This is a genomic window from Streptomyces sp. NPDC090119 (genome assembly GCF_044747085.1).
Lineage (GTDB): Bacteria > Actinomycetota > Actinomycetes > Streptomycetales > Streptomycetaceae > Streptomyces.
In genome coordinates this window covers 260,293-286,822 of record NZ_JBIVDK010000001.1, presented here as the reverse complement: position 1 = coordinate 286,822, position 26,530 = coordinate 260,293, and the positions used below count along the sequence as shown (strand labels likewise).

Genomic DNA, 26,530 nt, shown 5'->3' with positions numbered 1-26,530 from the left:
CCGTGACCGTCACCTTGAGTGAGCAGTGGGGCGGCTGCGAAACGAGTGACGCCGTCGCGGAGTTGCTGTTCCGTTCTCGCGCGCTGGCCGCGGAAGGGCGTTCGACGGAGGTGCTCGGCAGCCATCTCGTACGAGCGATGAGAGAAGCCCTCGGTGGCCCGAGGACCTCTTCTTCTCTGCACTCCCTGCGCGATGCCCTGGAAACCGTGGGCGTCTTGTACGAAGCGCCGCCTCCGCCCACGCCGACACCAGTATCCGCGCCGACGGGCGATCAGGGTCATGTGCCCCGCCCGGTGGTGCAGGACCCGCCCGTGCCCGACGTCGAGGTGCGCGCACTGCTGGGCACCCTGAACGCCTGGGCCGGCCTGACGGGCGACAGCCGGGCGACGAGTCTGCATCTCCTCGCAGCCCTCGTCGAGGACTGTCCGGAAGCGTCGGAGTTCAGGGAGTCGGGGCTGACGGCCGATGTCGTCCTTCGCGCGGGCGCCCGTGACCGGCACCGGGCACCGGACACTCACACCGACGAGGATGCTGCTTTCACTCCCGCACGCGGGACGACAACCGATCTGCTCACAGTGGAGAGACCACCCGACATCGAGGAACTGAGGCGGCACACACCCAAGTTCCTGCCGCCGAAACTGACCCGGGGCAACGACCTCCTCATGCCACAGTTCACCCCACGGCACAACACACCCAGCGGCGTACGGCGGATACGTCGGCTCATGTGGGTGCTGCAAGTGGACATGCTCGTCTGCTGGGCCACGATCCTCGCCCTGGTCGCGCAGGCACTCGGTCACGGACATTGGTGGCTGCTGCCCTGTACCTTCCTGGTCCAGCGCCGGGCGTACATGGTGCTTCCGCCCGTCTGGCTGATCATGAAGGCGACAGCGGTGCTGCTTGTCCCGACGCCACTGAACTACGCCGTCTGCTGCGCCGCCCTGACGGACCTCCTCCACACCTACGCCTGGCTGACTCTGAAGCGGCTGGACCTGGCCGAGCCCGGACTGCGCTTCGGCTGGTTCGCCCGACAGGCCTTGGAGGCGTGGAAGAAGGGCGACCTGACACAGACGGAGACGAACCGATGAGCGGGAGAGGAAGCGACGGACAACGGACATTCCGTAGAGCACCGGAGTTCGAGAACGAACAGGCGGCGCTCGGCTGGCTCGCGCGACGGGGCGGGCCGCAGGATCTGGCGGCCGAAGACCTCGTCGCACCGATCGATCTGTTGCTGACCAGACGGATGGCCCCCGACAAGGAACCCTTGGCCGGCCTCGTGGAGACATTGGCCGTGATTCCCGCGATCGTGCGGGACTTCCACGCACGGCAACGGCACAGAACGACCCGGCACCGCCTCGGCCTGTGGATGGTCGACGCTCAAGGGACATCCGCCCGCAAGGAGATGCTCCACCCGACACTGCTCCGGCTGTCGGTCGGGCTGACGGCAGCGACGCTCACACTGCTTCTGGAAGGCACCGGACCACGGGAACTGCTGGCTGCCTCGCTGGTCTTCGTCGCCGTCAACCTCTTCACGATCCGTAACGTCCGCTGGGCCGCGGGACCAGCTGCGGCGGCCGTGGTCGCGATCCCCGGCCTGTGGTGGCTGCCCATACTCACGATGCTCACCACGTTCCTCATGCTCAGCGCGTGGGACATGAGGCGGATCATGTGCCACCCGTGGTGGGTGCGCGGTCCGGCGCTCGGGTTCGTGCCGCTGCGCACGCGGCTGACGCTCAGGGCGCGCCGGCAGTGGTCGTCCTTCGCGACAGCGGTGGATCTCGCCTGTCACGGTCGCGCCGACACGGTCGCCCCCTTCGTCGCCGCGCTGACGAAACGGCCGGTGCCGAGAGCCTGCGAACCCGTGCTGCTCATGATCAGCGCCAGGCAGCAGTTGCACGCGGAGGATCCCGCGGGCGCGCTGCTCACGGCGAGGGAGGCCGCCGAGGCCGCGCGTAACGCACCGGAGCCGATGCGCGGCTGGTGTCTGGCCGAGCTGTCACGCGTGTTCGCCGCCAACGGCGAGGTCGAGCGGGCGGCAACCATGAGCGCCGAGGCCACCCGTCTCCTGCGAGGGCGCCGGTGCCGTACCCACCGCAGGCGGCTGATCCTCGAGGAACTGGAGCGCGGGATCGGAGAGAAGCCGCCTCACGAGGCACTGCGCGACATCCATCGGATGCGGCGCACCGCTGTGCGCTGTGGGGACGAACTGCTGATGCTCAGCACGGAACTGTGGCTCGCCCGGCTGCTGACGGAAACGGGCAACGACGAGGGCGCCCGTCATTCCCTGCGGGGCGCCCACGCCAATGACGCGCGGTCGGACTTCCTGGTACAACCCGAAGAGGCAGCCCGCATGCGGCTGATGTCTGCGTCCGCGCTGGTCGACCAGGACGAGACCCGCGATGCCGCCCGACGGGACGCGTTGGCCGCCCTGGCCCAGGTCGACGCACGAACCAGGCCGCTCGCCGCCGCGGCCGCGAGACAGGTACTCGCCCGCGCGGACGAAGGGGACGGGCACGAGCGGGCAGCGCTGGCCCAGGCGGTACAGGCGCTGCTTGCCGTGCACGACACCCGCTACCGCGTGGGTACGGCTGAGGGACGCAAGCTATGGGAACAGATGCAGCTCAGCGCCTACGCCACCGCCCTGCGACTGTCCTCGGGGCAGGGCAGCACGGCGAGCCCCGTGGTCGCGGAGATCATCGAGACGGCGCGGGGTGAGGTGCTCCCCCGGCGCATGGACGATACCGAGCTGGCCCGGCACAGCGCGTTGCGGGAAACCGTGCGCGCCGCGCAGCTGAGGGGCACCGGAGGAAGGGGCACGATCGCAACCGAGGATGGCGGGAGGCCGGCCGCCGAGCGGCCCACGAGCGACGACGGCGCCGACCGGCCGGGGGCGGCGGCGCTGGCGGAGATCGGACTGAGCCCGGTGCGCAGGCCGCCGTCGATGGTCGTGGCGGGGTCACGGCGGCTGCCACCCAGGGCCGGAACGGGCGAAGAGCCCCCCGGAGCCGGCACGGAGGAAGCAGACTTCGACCTGGACCGGGCCCTGATCGCGATCGCGGGTCGCTGCTGGTACTGGAGTGCGGTGACCGTACAGGACCGTTACTACTGGACCGTGCGCTCACCATCGGGCGAATGGTCGCACGGCTGGCGACAGTTGGGCCCGGGCACCGAGTCCGCGCTCGCCGACGCAGCGTTGCGCGAGGCGTTGCCGTTGCCACGGGCCGGCGAGGGTCCCGGGGAGTTGCGGCAGCGGGTCACGGGTGGCGCGCTGTCGGCACTGGCGGGCGACGGCTCCGAACTCGCCCTGCTGGGACGCGTGGCCGCGGCCTTCCTGCCCGAGCCCCTGGCGCAGGGTCTGGCCTCCCACACCGGGAGTACGGCCTCCGTCGTCGTGGCGCTCCCGGCCGTACTGGGCCATCTGCCGGTGGCAGCACTGCCGTTGGTGCCCGGTCGTGATCTGCGCGTGGTCGATGTGGCGCGGGTGATCCATGTACCCGCCTGGGCGGTGATCAGCCAGTGCCTGGCCCGTCCCGCGGGTCGGCTCAGGGCGCCCTGCGATCTTCAGCTGGCCGTGCTCAGGCCCGACGCCGCTGGAGAGGAGACGACCGGGGTCACGGCGGCCGACGGCACCGGCGGGGCAGGCGTGGACGGCGGACCGTCGGGGCGGAACAAGTTCGCCCTGCGCCTTCCGGCACCCGCCCGACGGGTGTTGCGCGGACCGGTCACCAAGGAACAGCTCACCCGCGCACTGCGACAGCTGCACGACCTGGACGAGCGTGAGGGGCTGTTGTACCTCTTCGGCCATGTCGGAGTCCGGCCAGGCAATCCGTACCTGAGCGGACTGCGTGTCGCCCCGACCCCCGGGGATGGCACCGAACCGGGCGGCACGGCGATGCTGTCGATGGCCGACATGCTGAGCAGCCGCGACGGCGGTTCCGGCTCGGCGGACGAGGCCGGTGTCGCCTGCCCCGTCCCCCGCAAGGTGCTGGCCGTCGGCTGCGCGAGCCTCGGGCTGGAGCTTCCCTCCTCGCGGAACGGAGCGGACACGGCCCATACCCCGGTCAGCGAGTGGCTGGGTCTCGGCTCCGCGCTTCTGCTGGCCGGCGCCGACCACGTCATCTGCACGCTCTACCCGGTCCTGCACCCCTCGGACCAGTTGGAGGCCGCCGCGCGCCTGCTGACGCGGCGGCTCTGCGCCGGGGTCTCCCCACCGGACGCCCTGCGCGAGATGCAGCTCGCCCACCTTGACCGGTGGCGCAAGGGCAACGGCGGCAGGCCCTTCGTCTGGCAGGCCTTCGCCTACACCGGAACAGGAGTCTGAGGTGCGCTACGTGTGGCTGACCGGCCGCTGGGGCCCGATGGCGGCCGTCCTGGGGTGGTTCGAGGTGCGCCACGGGGAGCCTTGGTACGTCACGGCCTGCCTGGCGGTTGCCGCACTGGCGCGACCAAGGACCTTCTACCTCGGTCTGCCGGCGGCGTGCGCCGCCGCTTACCTGGGGGCCCCGCTCTGGCTGGCGCTCGTCGCCGCGTTCTACCGGCTGCTCTACGAGGTGCCTCTGGAGGGGCTGACCAGCCGCTTCGTGACACCGCCGGTGCGCCCGTTGGCCCTGACGCCGCGCCTGAGGTGCGGCCATGTCCGCAAGGGGGCGACGAAGCGGGCCGACACCGCCATGCGCGAGGGCCGGCCGGCCTCCGCGCTCGACTGCTACCTGCGACTCCTGGCCGATCACCCGACCCCCTACACCGATCCGTGCGTGCGCGTCCTGCTGGCCAGGGCCGCCGAGGCAGCCCTGCGGTGCGGGTGTCCGCAGATCGCCGATGAACTGGCCGTCGGAGCGCTGCATGGCCTTGCGGCGCAGCCAGAGGGAAGTCTCGCGGTCGTCGCCGCACGAGCTGGTGCCCTGCGGGCACAGGCCCTGGGCGAGCTGGGCTGCTGGAAAGAGGCGGCTCTCACATTGCGGCGGGCACAGCGGGTCCCGCACCGGGACGGTCCGGCCGGCGAGCTGGTGCGGACCGCCGCGCTCGGGGTCCACTTCCACGACACCAGACCGGGTGCCACGTGTGACGAGGAGCAGAACACCGCTGCCGGGCTGCTGAACGAACAGCAGCTCAGCCCCGGCAACAGAAGAGTCCTGATCGCCGTGCACATGATCATCGGTGGGCGCCTGCTGAGAGCGGGGCATCCCGCCGAGGCGGTGAAGGCGTTCCTGCAGGCCGAAATCAGGACCGGCGTCGATGAACGGACCTGTGGCGATGACTCGGCTTTCTTGCGGTGGCGCCATCGGATCGGACCACGTTGGCGGGGCGCCGTACGGCTGTGGCTGTCGGCGATCTGTGAGCAGATGCGGGGCCAGATCGCGAACGGGCAGCAGGTCGTCGGCGCCCTCCACGAGGAGTACGAGCACTGCGTGGCCCTCGCTCCGAACTTCGAGGACCCGCTGCTGACCGCGAGACTCACCGCCTACCACCTCGCCCTGGATCCGGACAGCACCGGCGACGAGAGGGCGGCGATCCGTCACCTGATGGAGTACCGGCCGTTCGTCTTCGCCGACCGAGCAGCCCAGGGAAGCTGGGCCGCGCTGCACACGGAGGGAGGCACCGCCGACGACCTGGCCTGGTGGACGCGGACCGGTGACCGGGCCCGACTGCTGGAAGCGGTACGGGACGCGGACGCCTTCTTCACGCGTCTGAACGCGGTGTCTCCGGACGTGTTCGGCGCGATGCACGTCAGGGCCGTCAGGACGACCGACACCTTGTCCGGCCTGCTGGGCGAGCCGGTGCGACGGCGGATGCCTGAGGAACCCTCCGTCACGGCTTCCCCGCGCGTGCCTGTACCCGCCCCGTCGTCCACCGCGGAGAGGATCGAGGCAGCTCTGGCCAGGTCGGCCTGGCGCACGCAGCGGGATCCGCCGAGCACTCTCCTCGCCGACCCCGCCGAATCCACCGCGGCCCCCGCGCGATCCGACCGCCCCGCCCCGTTCTCCAGCCCGCATCCGCCCCTCACACCTACGCCGGCCCCGCTCCCTCAGGGCCGGTTCGGGGCACCGGACTGGCTGCCTGCCGCGGAGACTCTCATGGGCGGACGATCCTGGATGCTGTTGACGGCGGTGGCCGAAGCGCATCTGCTGGGACACAGCCGTGTCGGCGCCGAGCACCTGCTGCTGGCGGTCCTCGACGACCCGCTGTGCGCCGCACTGCTGGAGCCGTTCGGCGTCGATCGGACCTCGCTCCGGAAGGCGGTGGCCGCCGTGCTGGCCACGAACCCGCGCACCCCCACCGTCGCGACGCTGGCCGGGCCCGCCCGCACGGCGCTGCTGGATGCGACAGCGGGAGCCAGGCGGCACAGTGCAGCCGGGCACCATGGAGAGCGAATGGCTCGCCCGCTGCACCTGCTTGTAGCTCTGCTGCGGCAGGAGACCGGAATACCCGTGTCGCTGCTCACCTCCATGGGCGTGGAGCCGCGAGAAATCCTGGCCAGGGCAAGCCTCTGGCTGTACGCGGATCACACGACGGCTGTCGGCCCGCCCGAGCGGTGGGCCCTGGGACTGCCCGACCCGCGTCCGTTCACGGACCGAGCGCGCGCCGTGCTGATCGAGGCAGCGCGTGCGGCCTGTTCCTCCGGCCCCGCTGCACTGCTGGGACTCCGCGAACTCTCGGCCGCCGTCACCACGGAAGGAGTCGCCCCGTACCCGTTCGACATGCCCGACAGGCCGGTGGTTCGGGTGACACGCAGCGGCTGGCACGCGTTGGACCTGGCGGAGTCCCGAGCGCGCGGGCTCGGGCATCCGGGAGTCGATCTCGACGACCTGGCGTGGGCGGTGGAAAGGGTGACGTCCGACCCAGGTCCGGCCACGGCAAGGGGCGACGGCGCCGCTCTCCCCCGCTGGGGCGGTGCGGTGGAGGGGGCGCTGGGCTCGGCTTCGGCGGCCGCCGAAGCCGATGGTTACCCGTACGTAGCCCCCGAGCACCTGGTGGCCGCTCTGGAGGCAGAGCCCCGCCCCTGTCCGATGGTGCCCTTGCCGCTGACGCCCCTGAGTATGCGCGCGCTCGCGGCGGCGCGGGCTCGGGCGGCAGCTCTGAAGCGGCCGGAGTGCGATCTGGACGACCTGCGGCATGGCCTGAGGGCGGCCGGGCTCCGGCCGACGGCTGACGCCGAACCCGCCCCCGCCGACACGCCTCCGCTTCTCACACCCGGCTTCGAGCGCTCCATGCGGTGGGCCCTGGAGCAGCGGGAGAGGGAGAGCAGGGAGGCCGCGACCCGCGCCGACGTGGCGGCACTGCGACGAGCGCTGCGGCGGCGCACCGAGTTGCTGCGCTTCCTCGCCCTGGCCGACCCCCGAACGTTCGAGCCTCAGCTGGTCGAGGCGCTGGCAGCGACCGCGCACCAGCTGGGTGTGGGCCCGGCCCTCGATGCGACGTTACGCCAAGCCGCCGCCCGGGTCCGTGGCGTCCGCGCCCGCACACCCGGCCCCGCAAGTCTGCTCTCGTATGCGCGAGCCTTGGTGGAGATGGGCACCTGCCTCAGTCGGCTGGACAGGGCGGGGGCGGCGGCCCCTTACTTCGCGGAAGCCGCCCAGGCACTGCGGGCGGGCGAGGACGAGGCATCGGACAGCCTGTTGGGCGTAGCCCTGCTCCAGCACGCCAGGTGTGCCGTCGCCGCGACACCCGCGGCTGCCGTGGCGCCCCTGATGGAGGTGGCAGGCCACTATTTGACAGCAGCGGCCGACGGTGAAGGATCCCACGGAGCGGCCCTGCCCGAAGCGGCACTCTTCGTCATAGGAGCGCTCTCCGACCTGAACGAACCCGAGCAGGCGCTGACGGTCGCCACCCGCACCCTGCAGGTCCCCGGCCTCCCCCAGCGAGCCCTGATGGAGGTCCATCTGCGGCGGGCGAATCTGCTCCGGGTGCTGTACGCGGCGGACCTGGGCGTCACCGACGCGACAGCCGCCGTCCTCCTGGCCCCCGACGATCCGTACCCGTTGGTGCGTCGGGGTGAGCTGCTCATGGAACTCCGGCGCTGGGACGAGGCGCTCGCGGACTTCGACCGGGCGGCGGACCTGGCTCCGCTGTATCCCGCCCCGAGGCGTCTCCGGGGGCAAGTACTGCTTCGTAGAGGCGACTTCACCGAAGCGCTCCAGGTCCTGGACGACGCGACGACGAACTTTCCCTACCCCGAGCCCAGCGGCGACGTTCTTTGGGCCCTCGCGGCGGCGCTACGCGCCACGGGCCAGGTGCCGGAGTCCCTGCGCGTCGCACGCGCCGCGTACGCCCAGGCGCCCGAATTCCCCTGGTTCAAGTACCAGTACGCTCTCGCGCTGTACCTGGCGGGGTCGGTCCGGGACAGCGGACTGCATCTGGGCGGAGCGATCAGGAAGGAGACGGAACGGCTGCGGGGGGCTGCTCGCTCCAGCGTCGAGGCAGGCCGACTGGCGGGCAATCTGACGGTCTACTTCGCCGCCCTGGGAGCGGCGCGCCAGTCCCAGAAGTGGCTGCGGACCGCGCTGGCGAGCATCCATCATTCCTGGGCAATAGCCGAGCTGCGAGCCGACCTGAACGAATTGGCCGGCACGATCCCCTCCGCGGCCACCCTGTGTGCGGAACTCATGCGCGCGCTGGACGCCGACGAAGCCGAGCAAGCAACGTGATGAGGGGTGGATGGGATCGGTTCCGCTTCCGGCAACTCAACGACCCCAAGTACCGCGACGAGGTGCCCGCACTGCGGACCAGGGAGCGCCCGCATCCTGATCGAGGTCGGCGACGGCAGCAACTTCCCGACCGCCGGCCACCTCGCCGCCTATGCCGGACTCGCCCCCGCGACCCGGAGCTCGGGCTCATCGATCCGCGGCGAACAGCCGTCCAGACGCGGAAACAACAGCTCAAAGGGGCCTTCTTCCGCTCCGCGTTCGCCGCCCCGGGCGACCCGGCATCGCGGACCCACCACGACAAGAAAATCGCCCAGGGCAAGCACCACACCCAGGCCCTGCTCTGCCTCGCCAGACGCCGGGCCGACGTCCTCTTCGCGATGCTTCGCGACGGCACCTTCTACGAGTCCCGGCCGGCCGCAGCTGCCTGATCCTCGGCAGCCTCGCCGCACACGGGGCAGCCACGCTCGTCAACCGACTCCCGGACAGCTACGTCATCACTCATGACAGCCACACTGCCACCCGAGTAGCTCACCGCCCGCCCGTGGGCCCGACGCCAGAGGCGCGCGGGCTGGAGCGCGGCCGCGGCGTCATCCATGCCGTCGACTGCGAGGAAGCACCCGCCGGGGCGCCCGGTGCCGGCCCTGGGCAACGTGCTGAACGCGGCCGAGCACCCCGGAACTCGGCTGTGTTCTCTGTGTGGTGCGGCGGCCGAACTCGATCCCGTGCTCAGGGGGTTCGAAGATGGCTTCGGCGGTGCGGAAAACGGCAGCAGGGCACCGTCATGATCGTCACACTGGTGGGATGAGCTTGTTCGACGCCGACGCCTACCATCCCGACGACATGATGGTGCACCCTCGCCATCAGGCGATGCAGCCGGTCCTGACTCAGCTCATTCAGCAGCTCCGCGACTGCGAGACGGTGGAGGCCGGGGTCGAGTTCCAACGGGACCTGCTCGAGCGCCTGCTGGAGGTGGAGAAGGACCGTGCCGGGTTCAAACGTGCCGCCAAACGGATGCGCAGCGGGAAGGGGCCGCACCCGGAGGCGCCGGAGCCCCAGTCGGGCCGCGACCTCGCCGAGGTGGCGACCTGGCGGTTCGAGCAGGACGTGTGCGACCGACTGGCCCGCCAGCTGCGCTCGGTGGGTGATGCGCTGGCCTGGCGGGTCTTCGGCTTCCACCGCCCGTTCATCCTCGCTCTGTGCCGCAACCAGTCGCCCGGTCTGATGCACGGCAAGGCTGGGCTGCAAGCGGAACGCGAACATGTCGAAAGGGCCTTCAAGGAGGACGGTGCTTTCGCGCTCCTGCACGACCTGACCAACTGCCTACGCATCGGCGACATCACGGTCTGGGACGGAAAGCACCCGCCCCGCACGGAAGAGATCAAGACCAACTCGAACAACACCAAGAGCGCTCAGCTACGGCGGATCAACCAGGCCCGCCAGGCGGTGCTGGATGGCGGCCCGCTGCCGGGGGACAACGCCTCAGAGCTCCTCTACGACCTGAACCTGCCCCTTCGCACGCACCTGGACGTGCTGCGCGAGGCCCTGGAGCGGGCCGCAACTGAGGGCGTCCACGCCACCGAGGTGCCCGGCAGCCGGGCCCTGTTCGTCATCGACCAGTACGGATGTGCCCAGCAAGGACTGTCCTCCGAGCAGTTCAACGAGCACCTTCAGCAGAACGTCGACAATGCCTTGCAACGCGCAGGGATCGCGGCTGGCCGCGAGGAACACAACATCCACGCCACCAGCCTCGACAGCACGGCTCGCGACCCGCTGCGGGTGCCCTGGGCGAACTACCCGCTGCATCCCGTGGCCTGCGCCCGGCTGATCGGCGACTACACGGTGGCCACCGTGGAGACCTCCGGCCCTCTACTGGCCCGCCTGCTGCAGGTGGCCGGCCTGGACGCACGCTGGGTACGCCCGCCGGGGAAGGCGGACCTGCAGCAGGGCGAGGTCATCATGGAGATCCACCAGCAGGAGCAGCTGCGGGCCGTGGCACTACCGGGGGGCCTGACGATGACGCCGGGCTGGACGCTGCAGATGCGTCGCTCCGAGCTGGACCGCTATCTGATCGAGCTGGTGCGGCCGGGCTCGTGGGTTGCGGGCATCAAGCACGTCCTCGCCGCACGGCAGGCCGGGCGCCCGTGGCCGCACTACCGCAACGAACACGAGATCTGGGTCTAGTTGTTGCTGGCGATGAGGGTGGTGGCACCGCTCGTCGGTGTTGACCTTCGCGTTGGTCGAAGCTCAATGATGGCGAGGTGCCAAATCCGACGGAGATCGGCAGACCGGACCGCTCGGTGTCCTGTTCGACCTGTCGAAGAACACGGATTTCCACGCCGAGTGCTGGGGCTGACCAGCCGGGAGCACGCCTGGTGGGCGTACGGGAAGGTCGGCTCCGAACCACGCACCGGCCGCCCGGCGCCGCGGTGCGTTCAGGACATCGGTACACATGCGGACGCCCCCCGGCCGGGGGGGGGAGTGCGATGAGGCGCTCACCACTCGTCGGACAGATCCTGGTGAGCGTGGCCAGGCCCCTGGCCCGAGCCCGCCGCAACCCCGCCGCGGTGACCGATCTCGGTGCGGCACTCGTAGCCTGGCGCGGACCCGCCTACGCCGATGTGACCGGCTCCGCATGGGCGCAGCGTGAGCGGACCCGGCTGGAGGAACTGAGGTTGGAGGGGGTGGAACTGCGCGCCCACATCCTCCTCGACTCCGGGGAGGACCGGTCTCGTCGCCGAACTGGGTGCAGGAGGCTGCCGCCGCACCCCGTGACAGCGAGGCGGGGTGTGGTGGCGGCTTCAGGGCTTCTCCGGGGCTTCGGGCCGCGACGGGCCACGCTCCACAGGCTCGCGGCGGCCGCAGCTGGGCGGTCGCTTCGGCAGCGGTGCGGTGGGCGTATGTCCGGGGCGCGTCCCGGGGTCGGAGCCGGCGCCGTCGGTGCAGCCCCTCCCCTTGCGCCTCCCCTTGCCTCCATCGGCCCTGCCTTCATGGGCGGGCGGTCCCGCCTTCCAGGGCGGGCGTTCGATGTGGAGGGGGTGTCCGCCGGTCGGCTGTCGCTATCCGTTGCCCCTCGATGTGGCGTGGATGGCGTCGAGGTGCAGTGCCAACTGGAGGTCGTGGTAGTCCTCGCGGGCGGCCACCACGACCAGGACCGGTAGTCCGGCCAGGCGTGGCTCGTCGCGGGCGATACGGGTGCACAGCGCCGCGAGTGCGCGGTCGTCGCGGCGCCGGGTGTCCGGGTCCAGCGACTCCCGCATGGCCTCGGCGGTGAGCGTCCCCATCACCATGTCCCGCAGGAGGACGAAGTGACGGTGGGCCTGCTCCGGGGTCAGCCCGGCTTCGAGGAGCAGCCGCAGGGCGATCAGTGCCACCGCCCGGCCACCGGGTCCGCCGGTGTCGCGATGGCCGAGCCACGCGACCGTGTAGGCATGACGCCTGGCGGTGTCCCGCGTGAGCGCCACCAGTTGCCGAAGATCGGACTCCCAGTCACCGCCGGCGTGGAACTGCCCGGCCACCTCGGTGAGAACCTGGTCCGCCAGGGCGAGCATGAGGTCGTTCTTGTCGGCGAAATGCCGGTAGAGCGCGCTGGCCACCACACCGACGCGGCTGCCCAGGGCGCGGAAGGTGACGGCGCCCGGCCCCTCCTCGGTACTGATCTCCACGGCGGCCTGGATGATCTGCTCACGTGTGAGCGCGCCCTTTCGGCGGCGCCGCCTCCTGATCTGTCCGACCGGGTCCGCACGCACTCCTCGGCCTCTTTCTCCTCGCAGGGATGTCGCGGTCCGCCCACGCGCCCCGGTCAGTCGGGCAGATGGGGACTCAGCCGCTTGGCGGTGCCCGCCACGGCCGCGCAGGCGGCCAGGGCGACGCCCCCCAGCATCAGGAAGTACGCGGGCTGGGGCACGACGGCCGTCAGACGGTAGAACTGCCCCCCGAGGACCACGCCGACCGCGGCGAACATGCCGTTCAGCGCCAGGAACCGGTTGGTGTAGCCGGGTGGGGCGACGGCGGCGGCCAACGCCAGGCCGACCGGGGCGAGCACGATCTCGCCCAGGGAGAGCAACAGGTAGACGGCGACCAGCCAGGCCATCGAGACGTCGCCGGTCGTGGCGAGCAGGGCGGCCAGTGCCATGACGCAGACGCTCGCACCGGCCGCGGCCAGCGCACCGGCGAACTTGGTGGTCGTCGCCGCGCGGAGACGGCCGACGAAGGGCGCCAACAGCAGGATGAACAACGGGTGCACGGACTGCAGCCAGCTCGCCGGGACCGTGAAGCCGAGCACGTCCCGGTCCGTGTGGTGCGCGGCGAAGAGCGACAGGACGGAGCCGCTCTGGGCGAAGATCATCCAGAAAGCCGCCGAGGCGGCCATGAGCCCGGTGAAGGCGGTCAGCCGACGGTGTTCGACCGCGCTGTGACGGCCCAGAGCACGCAGATAGAGAAACGGCAGGCACACCGTGGCCACACCCAGGAGCGCCAGCACCGCGAGCAGCGGAACGACTCCGAGGACGACGACGGTCACGGCGACGGCGCCCAGAACGACCACCGCGCCGACGCGCCGCGCGGCGGTGCGGGCCTCCGCCGGGGTCAGGGGGCGGCTGGGGGCGCTGCCGATGCCGTCGAGCACACGCAGGCCGATCCGGAACTGGGCGAGGCCCGCTGCCATTCCGAACGCGGCCGCGGCGAAGCCCAGGTGCCAGGTGACCTTCTCCGCGAGGGCCCCGGTGACGACCGGGGCGAGCAGCGCCGAGACCTGGATGCACATGTAGAAGCGGGAGAACGCCTGCTCCCGCTTGGCCGTGCCACTGCTCGCGGCGACCATGGCGGCCAGGGACGGCTTGACCAGGCCCGTGCCGACGACGACCAGTGCCAGACCGGTGTACAGCGCGGGGGCGGCCGTGATCGCGAGTACGGCGTGACCGCAGGCGATGAGGCAGCCGCCCGCCAGCACGGCCCGGCGTGCTCCCAGGACCCTGTCCGCGAGCCAGGCCCCGGGCAGGCCGGCCAGGAAGTTCAGGGACATGTAGGTGGCGAAGAGCGCGGTGGCCGTCTGCTGGGACATGCCCAGTCCGCCGTCGGCCGGAGCGGCGGTGAGGTACAGGACGAGGATCGCCGCCATGCCGAAGAAGCTGAAGCGCTCCCACAGGTCCACTCCGAGGAGCGTGAGAAGACCTCTGCGGCCACCGGATGGCGGAGCGGTGTCGCTGGGCGCGGGTGGCACGAAAAGCCCGCTGCCGGTACGGCTCGGGGTCTTCACGGCTGTCTCTCCGTCCTGCCCCGGGTGGTTCGGCCGGAGGCGATGCGGCCCGGGGGCGGGCTTGGGGCCGCGAGGAGCGCGGGGGGCGCGCGGAACGCCCCCCGCCCCGGCGGCGGTGGTGACCTCTCGGGACCGGCGCGGGCGCCGGCCTCAGTAACTGGCGAGGACCTTGTAGACCTCGAACGGGCGGGTCCGTCCGGTGTCGCGGAATGCGCGCAGGGGGGCGGTCTGGTCCTTGTGGGCAGCACCGCCTTCCCAGGTCTCGAAGGCCGTCCAGGTCTCCCAGTGGCTGACCACGACGAAGCTGTCCGGACGGCCGAGTTCGGTCATGAGCTGGTTGCCCAGCAGACCCGGCGTGCCCGCCATGCGGCGGCTGGCCTCGTGGTAGGCCGCGAGGACGTCCTCGTGCTGGTCGGACAGGTGGTAGAGCACCACCTCGACGGCGGGGGCGGTGGTCATGCCGCCGCTCCCGAGAGGCTCGCGACGATCTCCATCGTGGCCATCGAGCCGCCGCTGCGGAACGGGTGCAGCCTGGTGCGGTGGTGCAGGTGCGTGTCACTGGTCTCGAAGGCGCGGAACTGCGGCTCGTCCACCCAGTCGCTGACGATGTAGTAGATGCCGTCCTCGTTCTCGGTGGTGCTCCTGGAGAGCCACTGACCGCGGTTGGCCGGGTGGTCGGTGACCGAGCTGCCGACCTCCTTCCAGACCCGCTCGAAGTCGGCTTCCATGCCGGGCTTGATGTGCATCTTGAGCATCACCCGGAAGGTGGCGTCGGCCATGGTCAGATACCTCCGTCGACGTTGAGGGTCTCGCCGGTGACGTAGGCCGACAGGTCGCTGAGCAGGAACAGCACCGGGGCGGCCAGCTCGTCGACGCGGCCGAGCCGGGCGAGAGCCGTCTTCTGGGAGTACATGGCGCGCAGGCCCTCGGCGCGTTCGGCGGGCATCGAGTCGAAGGCCTCGGTCTCGATGACTCCGGGCGCGACCACGTTGACGCGGATGCCCTTGCCGCCGAGTTCCTTGGCCAGGGAGCGGGTGAGGCCGATCATCGCGGCCTTGGCCGCGGTGTAGTGGGCCCGCAGGGGGATGCCCGCGGCCGCGCCGCGCGAGCCGATGTTGACGACCGAGGCGCCCTCGCCGAGCATCGGCAGCGCCTGCTGGATGACGCGGTAGGTGGCCGTCAGGTTGGTGTCGAGGACACGCGACCACTCCGTCGGGGCCAGCTCCGCGAAGGGGATGTGGCTGATGACACCGGCGTTGTTGACGATGCCGTCGAGCCTGCCGTACTTCTCCTTCGCCGTCTCGACCAGCGCGTCGATCTGCGCGAGGTCGCCGACGTCGGCGCGTACGACGTGGTGGTCCCCGCCGGTCTCCTTGAGCGCTCGGCGCAGGCTCTCGACGTGCTCGCTCTCCTGCACGTAGCAGGTGACGACGTCGGCGCCGGCGCGGGCCGCGGCGAGGACGACGGCCCGGCCGATGCCCCGGGAGCCGCCGGTGACCAGGAACTTCTTGCCCTGCAGTCCGAGTTCCATCTGAAGTCCTTTCGGGGTGTGGGAACGGTTCACACGCAGCCGTCGACGTGGATGTCCTGGCCGGTGATGTAGGAGGCCTGGTCGCTGATGAGGAACAGCACGACCCGGGCGATCTCCTGGGGTGTGCCGAGCCGTCCGAGGGCGGCGAACTTCGAGAAGACGGCGCGCTGTTGAGCGGCTGCCTCGGGCGGCAGCTCGTCCAGGGCCTCGGTGTCGATGCGACCGGGAGAGACGGTGTTCACGCGAATCCCTCGTGGGCCGAGTTCGCGTGCCAGGGACCGGGTCAGGCCGACCAGGCCCTGCTTGACGGCCGTGTAGTGGGCACCCCCGGCCATGCCGATGCGGGCCACGGTGGAGCCCAGGTTGACGATCGAGGCGCCCCTCGCGAGCAGGGGCAGCGCGGCCTGGGTGACCTGGTGGGTGCCGGTGAGGTTGGACTGCACGGCCGCGGCCCACGCGGTGTCGGTGAGGTCGGCGTAGGGGGCGGGGGTGAAGTCGCCGACGTTGTTGACGACCGCGTCCAGACCCCCGAGGAAGTCCCGGGCCCGTTCTGCCAGGAGGCGGGCACCGGCCGGGTCACCGGCGTCGGCCTGCACCAGGTGACCGGCGCCGGGCAGCCCGGCCAGCTCCTTGCCGAGCGTGGTGACGTGGTCGTTGTTCCGCCGGTAGCAGGTGATGACGTCGGCGCCCGCCGCCGCGGCCGCGAGGACGATTCCGCGGCCGATGCCCCGGGAGCCGCCGGTGACCAGGACCCGCTTGCCCGCGAGGTCGGCGAACGGAGCAGACAGGGCGCGGGCCTCGGTCTCGATCTTCCGTTTGATGAGGCTCATCTGGACGAGCGTGTTGCGGTTGATGCGCTCGGTCATGCCCGCGTCGTCGAGCGGGGCTCCTTCCTTCATGTGGAAGTCCTGGGTCCACCGCATCCGGACGCCGTCGTCCGTCTGCGTGTACTGCCAGTGGATGTTCATGTACTCGAACGGGCCGGTCTCCACGCGCTGGGCGCGGACGGTGCGGTTCTCGGCGTCGGTGGTGCGCCGCGACACCCAGCTCCACACCTTGCCGTTCTCGTCGGGGTGCAGGGCGAGCCGGAAGGTGACGGTGGGGCCGTCCTGCTCGATGATCTCGGCGACGGAGTACTCGCTGAACAGTTCGGTCCACGACGCCACGTCGTTGGTGCGCTCCCAGACGAAGTCCATGGGGGCGTCGATGACGATGGAGTTGGTGGTGTTTCCCGCCATCGCTCTCCTACCTTTCGGGTTCGGGGATGTCACGTGAGGGGGCCGGTGCGGTCCCCCGCGCCGAGGACGAGCGCGGAGGTGAAGCCGCCGTGCCCGCGGGCGAGCACCAGGGCGGTGCGCAGTGTGGCGCGCCGGGGGCGCTCGACGACCAGGTCGATGCCCAGGTGGTCGCCGCTTCCGGACCCCGCGGTGTGCGGGATGGTGCCTGCGGTGAGGCTGAGCAGGGCGGTGGCGACGTCCAGCGCCGCACCACCCGCGTACAGCCGGCCGGTGAGGGTCTTGGGGGCGGTCACCGGCACCCGGCCGCGCCCGAACACCGTGTTGATGGCGTCGGCTTCGGCCCGGTCGGCCTCGGGCACACCGGCGGCGTCGGCGAAGACGACGTCGATGTCCTCGGCGGTGACGTCGGCATCGGCGAGGGCCCGGCGAACGACCGAGGTGAGGGCGGGCCGTCGGCCTGAGCCGGGCGCGGGGTCGAAACCGGAGGCGTAGCCGAGGATTCGGCCGTAGTGGCCGATGCCTCGTTCGCGGGCGCCGTCCTCGGTCTCGACGACCAGCATGGCGCCGCCTTCGCCGGGGACGTAGCCGTCGGCCGATTCGTCGAAGGGGAGGTAGGCGCGGGTGGGGTCGTCCACGGTGGACAGGGCGCGGGTGGAGAGCTGGGCGGTCAGTCCGTACGGGCACAGGGAGGCGTCGGTGCCGCCCGACAGCACCAGCCGGGAACCGGTGTCGAGCAGTCTGCGGGACTGGCCGAGGGCGTCCAGGCCGCCGGCCTGCTCGGCGCAGATGACCCCGCAGGGGCCGCGCATGCCCTGCCGGATGGAGACCTGGCCGGTGGTGGCGGCGTAGAACCAGGCGATGGACTGGAAGGCGCCGACCCAGGCGGGTCCGTTCTGGTAGAGCCGCTCCATCTCGCCCTGGCCGAACTCGGTGCCGCCGGAGGAGCTGGCGGTGACCACGGCCATCTCGTACTCGGGCATCCGGGCGGGGTCGGCCTGCGCGTCGGCGAGCGCCGCCTCGGCCGCGGCCAGCGCGAAGTGGGTGAACCGGTCGGTGCGGGAGACGAGGATGCCGGGTATGTGCTCGTCGGCTTCGAATCCCGGCACCTCGCCGGCCACCTTGACCGGGTACGACGTCGGATCGAAGCGGGTGATGCGGCCCAGACCGCTCTTGCCCGCCAGTACCGCGTCCCAGTGCCTGCGCACGTCGAGACCGGTGGGAGCGATGACGCCGAGGCCGGTGACGACCGAGGGGCGGCGCCGCCCCTCGGGTATGCCGAGCGCGCTCATGCCGCTTCCCTTCCGCTGCCGACGGCGGGGCGGCTGAGGATCATGGCGCTCTGGAAGCCGCCGAATCCGCTGCCGACGCTCAGCACGTGGTTCATGCGGTGCTCTCGAGCTGTCACCGGCACGTAGTCGAGGTCGCATTTCGGGTCGGGGACCGACAGGTTGGCCGTCGGGGGCACCACCTGGTGGCGCAGAGCCAGTGCGCAGGCGACGATTTCCAGGGAGCCGATGGCGCCCAGCGAGTGCCCGATCATCGACTTGATGGAACTGACCGGGACGTCGTACGCCCGCGGGCCGAGGCTGCGCTTGAACGCGGCCGTCTCGTGGCGGTCGTTCTGCTTGGTGCCCGAGCCGTGCGCGTTGATGTAGTCGATGTCGCCCGCGTCCAGCCGGGCCCGGTCCAGGGCGACGCGGATGGCCTCGGCCATCTCCCGTCCGTCGGCCTTGAGACCGGTCATGTGGTAGGCGTTGGAGCGGCTGGCGAAACCGGCGACCTCGGCATAGACCTGGGCGCCGCGCCGACGGGCCGCCCCGGCCTCCTCGATCACCATGACGGCGGCGCCCTCGCCGAGGACGAATCCGTCCCGGCGGCCGTCGAAGGGCCGCGACGCGGTGGGGGCGTCGTCCTCGTTGTTGGGAGTGGTGGCCTTGATGGCGTCGAAACAGGCCGAGGTGATGGGCGACAACGGCGCGTCGGTCGCCCCGGCGATGACGATGTCCGCGGTGCCCTCCTCGATCAGCTGGACACCGTGGGCGACCGCGTCGAGCCCGGAGGTGCAGCCGGTGGAGATCAGCGCGACCGGTCCCTCGGCGGACGCCTGCCACGCCACCTCGGCGGCCAGCGTGCTGGGCACCATGTAGCCGTACAGGTGGGGTACTCCGTAGGAGTGGTCGACGAGCCAGTTCCTGCCGCTGTCGGACAGGACGACGTACTCGTCCTCTAGGCCGGTGGTGCAGCCGACGGCGCTGCCGATACTGACTCCGGTGCGGGCGGGATCGCCGGCCGTGAGGTCGATGCCGCTGTCCTCGATCGCCTCGCGGGCGGCGACGACCGCGAACTGGGCGGCCCGGTCCATACGGCGGATCTCCTGCGCGCCGAGGCCGGCGGCGGCCGGGTCGAAGTCGCACTCGGCGGCGACCCGGGACCGGAAGTTCGCCGCGTCGAACAGGGTGATCTCGCGGGTGGCCGTCCGCCCGTTGGACAGCAGGTCCCAGTACGCCTCGCGGCCGACGCCGCCGGGGGCGACGGCGCCGATGCCGGTGATGACGGCGCGGCGGCTCATCGCGGGCCTCCGACATCGGGGTTGGCGCCGCCGTCGTGCAGGGGTGCCTCGGTGTCGACGTGGCCGAGTTCCGGCCGCGGTGCCAGCGGGGAGAGGTGGAAGACCACCTGTGCCGTCTCCTGGCCGGTGTTGACCAGCCGGTGGCGCACGCCGATGGGCACGAGCACGGAGTCGCCCGGCCGCAGGGCCACGGCCTCGTCGTCCAGGGTGATGCTCAGCTCGCCCGCGACGACGTGCAGGAACTCCTCCGAGTACGGGTGCAGGTGTTCGGTGACGTACTCGCCCGCCGCGAGCCGCAGCGTTCCGCCGAAGCCGGAGGCACAGCCGACGGTACGGGGGCTGAGGGTGATGCGGATGTCGCCGCCGCGTTTGCGGTTGGAGGCGACTTCCTCCACGTTCACCTTGGTGGTGGGGGCCGTTGTCGTCATCGGGTACCGCCGAGGGTCGGGCCGGACGGCTTGGTGACGACCGGGCCGTCCTCGGGGGTGTAGGTGTAGAACGGCACGGCCATCGCGTCGCGCGGCTCCCGCCAGTTCGGGTCGTAGGGCGAGATGTACTGCTGCAGGCGGGTGTTGATGTCGTCGTAGAGCGGGTGACTGCGCGCCTTGTACAGGTTCGGGCCGATGTCCTGCTCGGCCTCCACCAGGTGGAAGTACAGGTCGTGGAAGGCGAACAGGGTCCGCCTGGAGACACCCACCATCTGCGGCAGGTCTGTGCTGTCGGAGTCCGCGAAGACCTTGGCGACGCCCTCGGCGTCGGCGAGATTCATCCGCGCCACGATCAAAGTGCGGTGCACGTTGCCCTCCTGGCTGCTTCGGTCGTTCCCACCCTCGCGGGCGGTTCTCGAAGCTGTCTCGAAACGGTCTGGACCGGTGGAGCGGGGGTCAGAGCTTGAGGTCGATGCGGTATTCGGTCAGCCAGGTCTCGAGCTGCAGCACCATTTCCATGCCGGCTCGTTCGACCCAGGCGAAGGCGCCCTTGGGCGAGTTGGCGGAGCCGGCCGCCTGGGCGACCGCGGCGGTGTCCAGCAGGCTCGCCACGGCGGCGCCGCGGTCGGTGGCCAGCTCGGTGAACCGCCGGCGGACGAAGTCGCCGTAGGCGGCTTCCTGCGTGGTCGGGTAGGCGCTCTTCCTGCGGTGCAGCACCGCCTCGGGGAGCAGGTCCGCGACCGCGGAGCGCAGCAGGCTCTTCTCCACGTCGTCCACGCGCTTGAGCGCGGCCGGCACGTTGTAGACGTACTCCACCAGGGCCCGGTCGCAGAACGGCGGCCGAAGCTGCACGCCGTGGGCCATGCTCATGCGGTCGGCGCGGTCGAGGTGGGTGGGGGCCCAGCGCGTGAGCGCGAGGTAGGTGACCTCGCGGGCCCGGCGCTCGGCGGGGAGTTCTCCGTCGACGTGCGGGACCTCGGTGAGGGCGTCGCGGTAGTGCTGGTCGGCGTAGCCGATGAAGTCGAGGTCCTTGCGCAGCTGCCGGTCGATCATGGACGTGCCCAGTCCCCCGGCGGCCGCGTCGTGGCCGCGTTCGAAGGAGACCCATGGGAACGTGTGGGAGTTGCTGTGCCGGGGGTCGTAGGCCCAGAAGTAGCCGTTGAAGACCTCGTCGGCGGTCTCCCCGGAGAGCACGGCGGTGACTCCGGCCTCGCGCAGCCGGGCGAAGAACCGGATGAGGGAGACGTCCATGTCCCCGAGTGGCGAGGGGGCGTCCTGGCTGCGCAGGGACGAGGCGTGCACAGCCGGGTCGGTCAGTGCCCCCGTGTCCAGCAGGATCTCGCTGTGCCGGGAGCCGATGTGTTCGGAGGCCAGCGCCGCGTAGGGGGCGTCGGGGGTGGAACGCATCGTGGGGTGCGGCTCGAAGTTCTCGGTGTAGCCGGTGAAGTTCACCGAGAAGCTGCGCAGCGGGCCGGTGCCCGCGCCGGTGAGCGCGCGGTGTGCCAGGGCGGTCAGGGCGCTGGAGTCGATGCCGCCGGACAGCATGGCGCCCACGGGCACGTCGGCTCGCAGGTGGCTGTCGACGGCGGCGGCGAGCAGGCCGCGGACGGTGGTGATGGTGGTTTCGAGGCTGTCGGTGTGCTGCCTGGCCGGGAGCGACCAGTAGCGCTGCTCGTGGCTGCCGGAAGGCCGCACGATCAGTACGTGGCCGGGGACGACCTCGCGGGTGCCGCGGAAGACGCCGGTGCCGGGCTTGCGGCTGTGCGCGAACAGTTCACGCAGTCCGTCCGCGTCGACGACGGGGGCCACGTCCGGGTGGGCCAGCAGTGCCTTGGGCTCGGAGCCGAAGAGCACGCCGTCGGGTGTCGGGTAGTAGCTGAGCGGCTTGACCCCGAGGCGGTCGCGGGCCAGCAGCAGCTGCTGCTCGCGCACGTCCCACAGGGAGATCGCGAACATGCCCTCCAGGTGGGTGAGGAAGTCGGTGCCCCACTCCAGGTAGGCGTGGAGAGCCGTCTCCGCGTCTCCACGGCCGGTGAACCGGTGTCCCTTCGAGGCCAGTTCGGCGCGCAGCTCCACGTCGTTGGTGATGGCGCCGTCCAGGGCGAGGACGGCCACCGGGCTTCCGCTCTCGGTGCGGTGCACCACGGGCTGGTGGCCGGTCTCGGTCATGTCGAGCAGGGCGAGGCGGCGGTGGGCGAGCACGGCGTGTCCTTCGGCCCACAGGCCCCGGCCGTCGGGGCCGCGGTGCGCGAGGGTGGCCGCCATCGACTCCACGATGCCGGCGTGCGGGGACAGATCCCGCTGGAAGTCGACCCAGCCGGCGATTGCGCTCATCGGGAAGTCCTCTCATTCACGGCGAGTTCAGCGGTGTCGCCCGGCTTGACCGTCACGGCGACAAGGGTGAGCGGAAGGGTGGCGACGGCGGCTCGGAAGTCGTCCATGGTGGGCTCCGGCCCGTCGGTCACGGCGATCCCCAGACGGCGCTGGGCGACTTCTCGGCCGTAGCGCCGGTAGAGGTCCAGGTAGGCCCGGGTGGTCAGCTCGGCGTCCCGGACGAGCGTGAAGCTCGCCGGGGTGCGGCGGCCCTGCCAGGTCAGCTCGCCGTCGGCGCCGGTGGCGAAGTTGTGGCGCCACGAGCTGGAGGTGGCGAGGTACAGGGCGCCGTCGTGGCGGTGCACGCCCGCGGGCACGGTGAACGGTCTGCCACTGCGTCGCCCGGTGAAGTGGACCAGGGCCAGGTGGGTGGCGACCGGTCCGGCGTCGGGCCGGGACAGCAGGGCGATCATCCGGGCGTTGGCGTTCGCCTGTTCCTCGTCGTCGCGTGCGGCGCGGCTGATCCGGGCCGTGCCGACCGGGTGCTCGGCCGCGGTCATGACAGCACCACCGCCGCGGCCGTCAGGGTGCAGCCGCCGATCGCGAAGCAGGTGCGCAGCAGGTGCCAGTCGCGCCACTGGAAGCGCGGGTCCTCCCAGCCGGGGCCGAGGTCCTGGGGCCGGGTCTTCTTGACCCGGTTGTTGATCGGGACGTTCCGCGTCTGGGACACGACCGCGACACCGGCCATGGCGAGCGCGGCGGCGATGAACAGCACGCGGGACGAGGTGTGGTCGGCGCGTACCGCCAGGGCCGCGTCGACGAGGACGGAGCCGCTCACGATGAACGGCATGATCCGGTCGTAACGCTTGCCGAGCAGCTTGTGGGTGTCGACGTAGCGGTCGGGCGTCATCGCGATCAGGGCGGGCATGACACTGATCGCCACGGCGAACAGCACTCCCGCCACCAGGCCGGTGCCCAGTAGCACCAGCACACTCAGTGTCTCCACCACGGCCTGTGGCCTCCCGTTCCGGGTCCTGTGTCGGGCGTCGTCAGCGGTTCGAAGATGTCAGCGGCTCCTCGCGCGCAACTCGAACAGTTCTGGACGGCCCAGGCCGAGGGCTCGGCCGGACCGGCGTGCCGGTGCGGTACGAGCAGCCCTCTAGGGCAGCGGTGTTGGCTGGCCGGACTGTCCGGAACCGGGTCCCACCAGCAGCCCGGGCAGGTCGGCATCGAGACAAGGAGCTATCCGGTGGCTGAGCGAACCGACGTACTGATCGTGGGCGGCAGCATGGTGGGCCTGGCCCAGGCACTGTTCCTCGCCCAGCAGGGCATCCGCCCGCTTCTCGTCGAGCGGCATTCCGAGGTCTCGGCCCACCCGCGTGCGCAGGCGGCGAGCCCCCGCACGATGGAGCTGATGCGGGCACTCGGCCTGGAGCGGAAGGTGCGCGCGCGGGAGAACCCGCATGCGCAGTACGGCGACATCCTTCAGGTGGAGTCCCTGGCAGGGGCGGAACTCGGGCGTTTCGACGGGCCGTTCCGCCACGACCCCAATGAGGTGGGCACGACCGGGTGGACTCTGATCGGGCAGGACCGCTTCGAGCCGGTACTGCTCGAGAAGGCCGGGGAGCTGGGCGCGGACATCCGCTTCGGCACCGAGCTGATCGGCTACGAGCAGGACGCCGACGGGGTCACCGCGGTACTGCGCGATGTGCGGGACGGAGGCGAGACCACCGTTCGCGCGTCCTATCTGGTCGCCGCGGACGGCGTGCGCAGCCCGGTCCGGGACGGGCTGGGCATCGGCACGCACGGGCAGGGGGTGTTCGGCCGCCAGATGAACATCATCTTCCGCGCCTCGCTGGACGAGTACGTCGACGGCCGGCGGTTCTTCCTCTGCTTCGTCAGCAACGACCGGGTCAAGGGCGTACTGGGCCGCCTGGACGGGGGTGACCGCTGGGTGCTGGCACCGAGCCTGCCGCCGGAGGAGACGCACGCCGAGTTCTCCGCGGAGGACTGCGTGGACATGGTGCGCGCCGCGGTCGGGGTGCCGGATCTCGATGTCGCGGTGGAGACCGTCAGCAGCTGGGAGATCGCCGCGCGGGTCGCCGACCGGTTCCGCTCCGGCCGGGTGTTCCTGGCCGGTGACTCGGCTCATGTCATGCCGCCCACCGGCGGGTTCGGCGGCAACATGGGGGTGCAGGACGCGCACAACCTCGCCTGGAAGCTCGCCCTGGTGCTGCGGGGCCGGGCGGGCGCCGGACTGCTGGACAGTTACGAGGAGGAGCGGTTCCCGGTCGCCGAGTTCACGGTGGAGCAGGGTGTGATCCGCTACCTGCAGCGCAGCGGGCTCGACGCGGAGGTCGCGGCCCGGCACCGCTCGGAGACGACCGTGCTGTTCGGTCACGTGTACCGTTCCGGCGCGGTGCTCGCCGAGCCCGGCGCGGACGACGACGGCGCCACGGTGGAGGACCCCGCCCAGCCCTCGGGCCGGCCGGGCACCAGGGCGCCGCACTTCACGTTGCGGTCCGGCGGTACGGACCGGCCGCTGCACGATGTGCTGACGGGTGGCTGGCTGCTGCTGACCGGACCGGAGGCGGGCCTGTGGGAGCGGGCGGCGGGGGGCGCGTCCCGGCTGACCGGCGTCGACATCGCCTGCCACCGGGTGGGCGCCGAGGAACCCGCTGAGGTGGCCGAGGACTTCCTGAAGAAGTACGGCATCACGGCCTCCGGTGCCGCTCTGGTGCGCCCCGACGGCTTCCTGGCGTGGCGCTCGGCCGACCAGCCCGCGGACCCGGCGGTGGAGTTGTCCGCGGTCGTGCACCGGCTGCTGTCCCGCGACCTCTGAGGGTCCTGCCGCGCCGACGGCGACGGGCGCGCCTTCCGGTTCCCCGGAAGGCGCGCCCGCTTCATGAGCCCTGCGGGACCGGTCAGTCCAGGCAGAGGATCTGGCGCAGTACCCCGGTGAGGGTGTCTGCCGCGTTCCCGTCGGGAGCGCCGGTCGAGCGCCAGGCCACGAACCCGTCGGGGCGGACCAGTACGGCTCCGCCGCGGGCGATGCCGTAGCGCTCCGTGAAGGTGTCCTCGACGTCGGCGTAGTCGCCGTCGGCGCCGATGCCGCGTGCCCTCAGTAGCAGGCCGAGGTCCCGGGCCGCCCCCTCGGCGGCGGTCCACGGGCCGGCCGCTCCGGCGGTCAGCAGGGTGAAGCCGACGGGGAAGAGGTCGACGGTGGAGAACCTGCCGTGCTCACCCTCGACGACCACGTGGGGGGCGCGGGTGCCGGGACGGCCGCTGGGCTTGTCGGGGTTCTCGGTCACGGTCCACCGTGTCCGGTCCTCACCGACGAACGCCCCCTCGGGGTAGGCGTAGCCGAAGGTCATCGTCGTCTCGTCGACCAGGTCCTTGGCCACCTCCTCGAACTGCTTGCCCTCGCGGACGGCGAAGCGCAGCATGGCCTGGCGCACCGTCTCCTCGGCCACCGGGCGACGCTCGGCGTCGTAGCCGTCCAGCAGCCGGGCGCCTGCCTTGCCGTTCAGCACCAGGGCGAGCTTCCAGGCCAGGTTGTAGGCGTCCTGGATGCCGGTGCTGGCGCCGAAGGCACCCGTGGGCGGCATCACGTGCGCAGCGTCGCCGGCTATGAGGAAGCGGCCCTTGGCGAAGGTGTCGGCGACCCGCGCGGAGATGTCCCAGGCGGGCATGTCGACCGACTCGATGGTCAGCGGCAGGTCTTCGACACCGACCGCCGCGCGGACCAGTTCGGCGCAGCGCTCCTCGGTGAAGTCCTCGGGGCTCTGGCCCGCTTCCGGGGAGAAGGAGACGTTGATGACCCACTTGCGGTCGTTGTCGATCGGGATGATCGTGCCGCGGACGGCGGGGTTGTTGACGTAGGCAGCGATGATCTTGCGTCCGCGCAGCGGCTCGGTCAGGTCGGCGTCGAAGAAGAAGCTGACGAGGTTGGTGATCGTGCCGCGGCCGTGGGCATCGATTCCCAGCAGACTGCGCAGCGGGCTGCGGCTGCCGTCGGCGCCGATCACGTAGGACGCGCGCAGCTCCTCGCTCTCGCCGGTGCCGAGGTCGGTGAGCGTGGCGGTCACCCCGTCGGCGTCCTCCACGACCGCGTCCAGCCGGGTGTGGAAGCGCAGGGTGACACCGGCCTCCTCGGCCCGCTTGCGCAGGATCGGCTCCAGCTGGTTCTGGTCGATCAGGGTCCACTGGGTGGGGCTGATCCGGCTGATGTCCTCGATGGAGGCGTTGGGCATCCGGACCCGCTCGTCACCGGCGAGGGTCTCCACGTGCACCAGGTCGGTGTTGCCGGAGATCGGCGAACGGCCGGCCCTGACCCGCTCCTCCATGCCGACCGCGCGGTACAGCTCCATGGTGCGCGGGTTGATGGCACGGGCCTTGGGGTGGACGGAAGTGCCGGGGTGGCGTTCGACCAGCGTGGCCCTGACGCCGTGATGGGCGAGGAAGACGGCGGCGGACAGTCCGGCGAGGCCGCCGCCGACGATGAGGACGGGCACCTTCTCCTGGCTCATGTTTTTCCTTGGGTGGTCGGGGCGGC

The 26,530-nt window shown here is 71.4% G+C and carries 19 protein-coding genes and 4 pseudogenes; 8 read left to right on the top strand and 15 right to left on the bottom strand.

Features of this window, described 5'->3' with window-relative positions; all coding sequences use genetic code 11:
• Positions 1-2 precede the first annotated feature (2 nt).
• The 7 genes and pseudogenes from ACIPPM_RS01300 (at position 3) to ACIPPM_RS01270 (ending at position 11,800) form a co-directional block, all read left to right on the top strand.
• A complete protein-coding gene (locus ACIPPM_RS01300) occupies positions 3-1,085 on the top strand; it encodes a hypothetical protein (protein WP_401441854.1) in 1,083 nt (360 codons plus the stop codon).
• Positions 1,043-4,318 carry a CHAT domain-containing protein gene (locus tag ACIPPM_RS01295; RefSeq protein WP_401441853.1) on the top strand — a complete coding sequence of 1,092 codons (3,276 nt, stop codon included), beginning with the start codon at positions 1,043-1,045 and terminating at the stop codon, positions 4,316-4,318. Before ACIPPM_RS01300 ends, ACIPPM_RS01295 begins: the two co-directional genes overlap by 43 nt.
• Position 4,319: 1 nt before the next feature.
• Complete coding sequence (locus ACIPPM_RS01290; RefSeq protein WP_401441852.1) at positions 4,320-8,642, top strand: Clp protease N-terminal domain-containing protein; 4,323 nt, start codon at positions 4,320-4,322, stop codon at positions 8,640-8,642.
• 84 nt (positions 8,643-8,726) lie between these two features.
• Positions 8,727-9,070: pseudogene (locus ACIPPM_RS01285) on the top strand (transposase); the annotation flags it as partial.
• 137 nt (positions 9,071-9,207) lie between these two features.
• Positions 9,208-9,427, top strand: a pseudogene (locus ACIPPM_RS01280) (DUF6233 domain-containing protein); the annotation flags it as partial.
• Between the two features lie 16 nt (positions 9,428-9,443).
• Positions 9,444-10,823, top strand: a complete 1,380-nt coding sequence (locus ACIPPM_RS01275; RefSeq protein ID WP_401441851.1) for a hypothetical protein — start codon at positions 9,444-9,446, stop codon at positions 10,821-10,823.
• 302 nt (positions 10,824-11,125) lie between these two features.
• A complete protein-coding gene (locus ACIPPM_RS01270) occupies positions 11,126-11,800 on the top strand; it encodes a BTAD domain-containing putative transcriptional regulator (protein ID WP_401441850.1) in 675 nt (224 codons plus the stop codon).
• On the opposite strand, the gene ACIPPM_RS01265 is transcribed toward ACIPPM_RS01270, so the two are convergent.
• From ACIPPM_RS01265 to ACIPPM_RS01200, 14 genes and pseudogenes are all read right to left on the bottom strand, one after another.
• Positions 11,699-12,388, bottom strand: coding sequence for a TetR/AcrR family transcriptional regulator (locus tag ACIPPM_RS01265; RefSeq protein ID WP_401441849.1), 690 nt, complete (start codon positions 12,386-12,388; stop codon positions 11,699-11,701). The genes ACIPPM_RS01270 and ACIPPM_RS01265 overlap by 102 nt on opposite strands.
• A 53-nt stretch (positions 12,389-12,441) precedes the next feature.
• Positions 12,442-13,860 (bottom strand): peptide MFS transporter, encoded by a 1,419-nt coding sequence (locus ACIPPM_RS01260; RefSeq protein WP_401444106.1) that lies wholly within the window; start codon positions 13,858-13,860, stop codon positions 12,442-12,444.
• Between the two features lie 186 nt (positions 13,861-14,046).
• The gene (locus ACIPPM_RS01255) at positions 14,047-14,355 is read right to left on the bottom strand and encodes an antibiotic biosynthesis monooxygenase family protein (protein ID WP_401441848.1); all 309 of its coding nucleotides are present in this window, start codon (positions 14,353-14,355) and stop codon (positions 14,047-14,049) included.
• Positions 14,352-14,675 carry an antibiotic biosynthesis monooxygenase family protein gene (locus ACIPPM_RS01250; RefSeq protein ID WP_401441847.1) on the bottom strand — a complete coding sequence of 108 codons (324 nt, stop codon included), beginning with the start codon at positions 14,673-14,675 and terminating at the stop codon, positions 14,352-14,354. The genes ACIPPM_RS01255 and ACIPPM_RS01250 overlap by 4 nt, the downstream gene beginning before the upstream one ends.
• Positions 14,676-14,677: 2 nt before the next feature.
• Positions 14,678-15,427 (bottom strand): SDR family NAD(P)-dependent oxidoreductase, encoded by a 750-nt coding sequence (locus ACIPPM_RS01245; RefSeq protein WP_401441846.1) that lies wholly within the window; start codon positions 15,425-15,427, stop codon positions 14,678-14,680.
• A 29-nt stretch (positions 15,428-15,456) separates the two neighbouring features.
• A pseudogene (locus ACIPPM_RS01240) lies at positions 15,457-16,173 on the bottom strand (SDR family NAD(P)-dependent oxidoreductase); the annotation flags it as partial.
• Positions 16,174-16,218: 45 nt separating this feature from the next.
• Positions 16,219-16,665: pseudogene (locus ACIPPM_RS01235) on the bottom strand (SRPBCC family protein); the annotation flags it as partial.
• A 29-nt stretch (positions 16,666-16,694) separates the two neighbouring features.
• Positions 16,695-17,954, bottom strand: a complete 1,260-nt coding sequence (locus ACIPPM_RS01230) for a ketosynthase chain-length factor (protein WP_401441845.1) — start codon at positions 17,952-17,954, stop codon at positions 16,695-16,697.
• Complete coding sequence (locus ACIPPM_RS01225) at positions 17,951-19,234, bottom strand: beta-ketoacyl-[acyl-carrier-protein] synthase family protein (RefSeq protein WP_401441844.1); 1,284 nt, start codon at positions 19,232-19,234, stop codon at positions 17,951-17,953. The genes ACIPPM_RS01230 and ACIPPM_RS01225 overlap by 4 nt, the downstream gene beginning before the upstream one ends.
• Positions 19,231-19,662 (bottom strand): cupin domain-containing protein, encoded by a 432-nt coding sequence (locus ACIPPM_RS01220; protein WP_401441843.1) that lies wholly within the window; start codon positions 19,660-19,662, stop codon positions 19,231-19,233. Before ACIPPM_RS01220 ends, ACIPPM_RS01225 begins: the two co-directional genes overlap by 4 nt.
• Positions 19,659-20,030, bottom strand: a complete 372-nt coding sequence (locus tag ACIPPM_RS01215; RefSeq protein WP_401441842.1) for a TcmI family type II polyketide cyclase — start codon at positions 20,028-20,030, stop codon at positions 19,659-19,661. Before ACIPPM_RS01215 ends, ACIPPM_RS01220 begins: the two co-directional genes overlap by 4 nt.
• Before the next feature lie 88 nt (positions 20,031-20,118).
• The gene (gene asnB, locus ACIPPM_RS01210; RefSeq protein WP_401441841.1) at positions 20,119-21,996 is read right to left on the bottom strand and encodes an asparagine synthase (glutamine-hydrolyzing); all 1,878 of its coding nucleotides are present in this window, start codon (positions 21,994-21,996) and stop codon (positions 20,119-20,121) included.
• Positions 21,993-22,535: a hypothetical protein gene (locus ACIPPM_RS01205; protein ID WP_401441840.1), complete on the bottom strand. Its 543-nt coding sequence runs from the start codon at positions 22,533-22,535 to the stop codon at positions 21,993-21,995. Before ACIPPM_RS01205 ends, asnB begins: the two co-directional genes overlap by 4 nt.
• On the bottom strand, positions 22,532-22,984 hold the full coding sequence (locus ACIPPM_RS01200) for an anthrone oxygenase family protein (protein ID WP_401441839.1): 453 nt from the start codon (positions 22,982-22,984) through the stop codon (positions 22,532-22,534). Before ACIPPM_RS01200 ends, ACIPPM_RS01205 begins: the two co-directional genes overlap by 4 nt.
• A gap of 240 nt (positions 22,985-23,224) precedes the next feature.
• On the opposite strand from ACIPPM_RS01200, the gene ACIPPM_RS01195 reads away from it, so the two are divergent.
• On the top strand, positions 23,225-24,817 hold the full coding sequence (locus ACIPPM_RS01195; protein ID WP_401441838.1) for an FAD-dependent monooxygenase: 1,593 nt from the start codon (positions 23,225-23,227) through the stop codon (positions 24,815-24,817).
• An 82-nt stretch (positions 24,818-24,899) separates the two neighbouring features.
• On the opposite strand, the gene ACIPPM_RS01190 is transcribed toward ACIPPM_RS01195, so the two are convergent.
• Positions 24,900-26,504 carry an FAD-dependent monooxygenase gene (locus ACIPPM_RS01190; protein ID WP_401441837.1) on the bottom strand — a complete coding sequence of 535 codons (1,605 nt, stop codon included), beginning with the start codon at positions 26,502-26,504 and terminating at the stop codon, positions 24,900-24,902.
• Between the last annotated feature and the right edge of the window lie 26 nt (positions 26,505-26,530).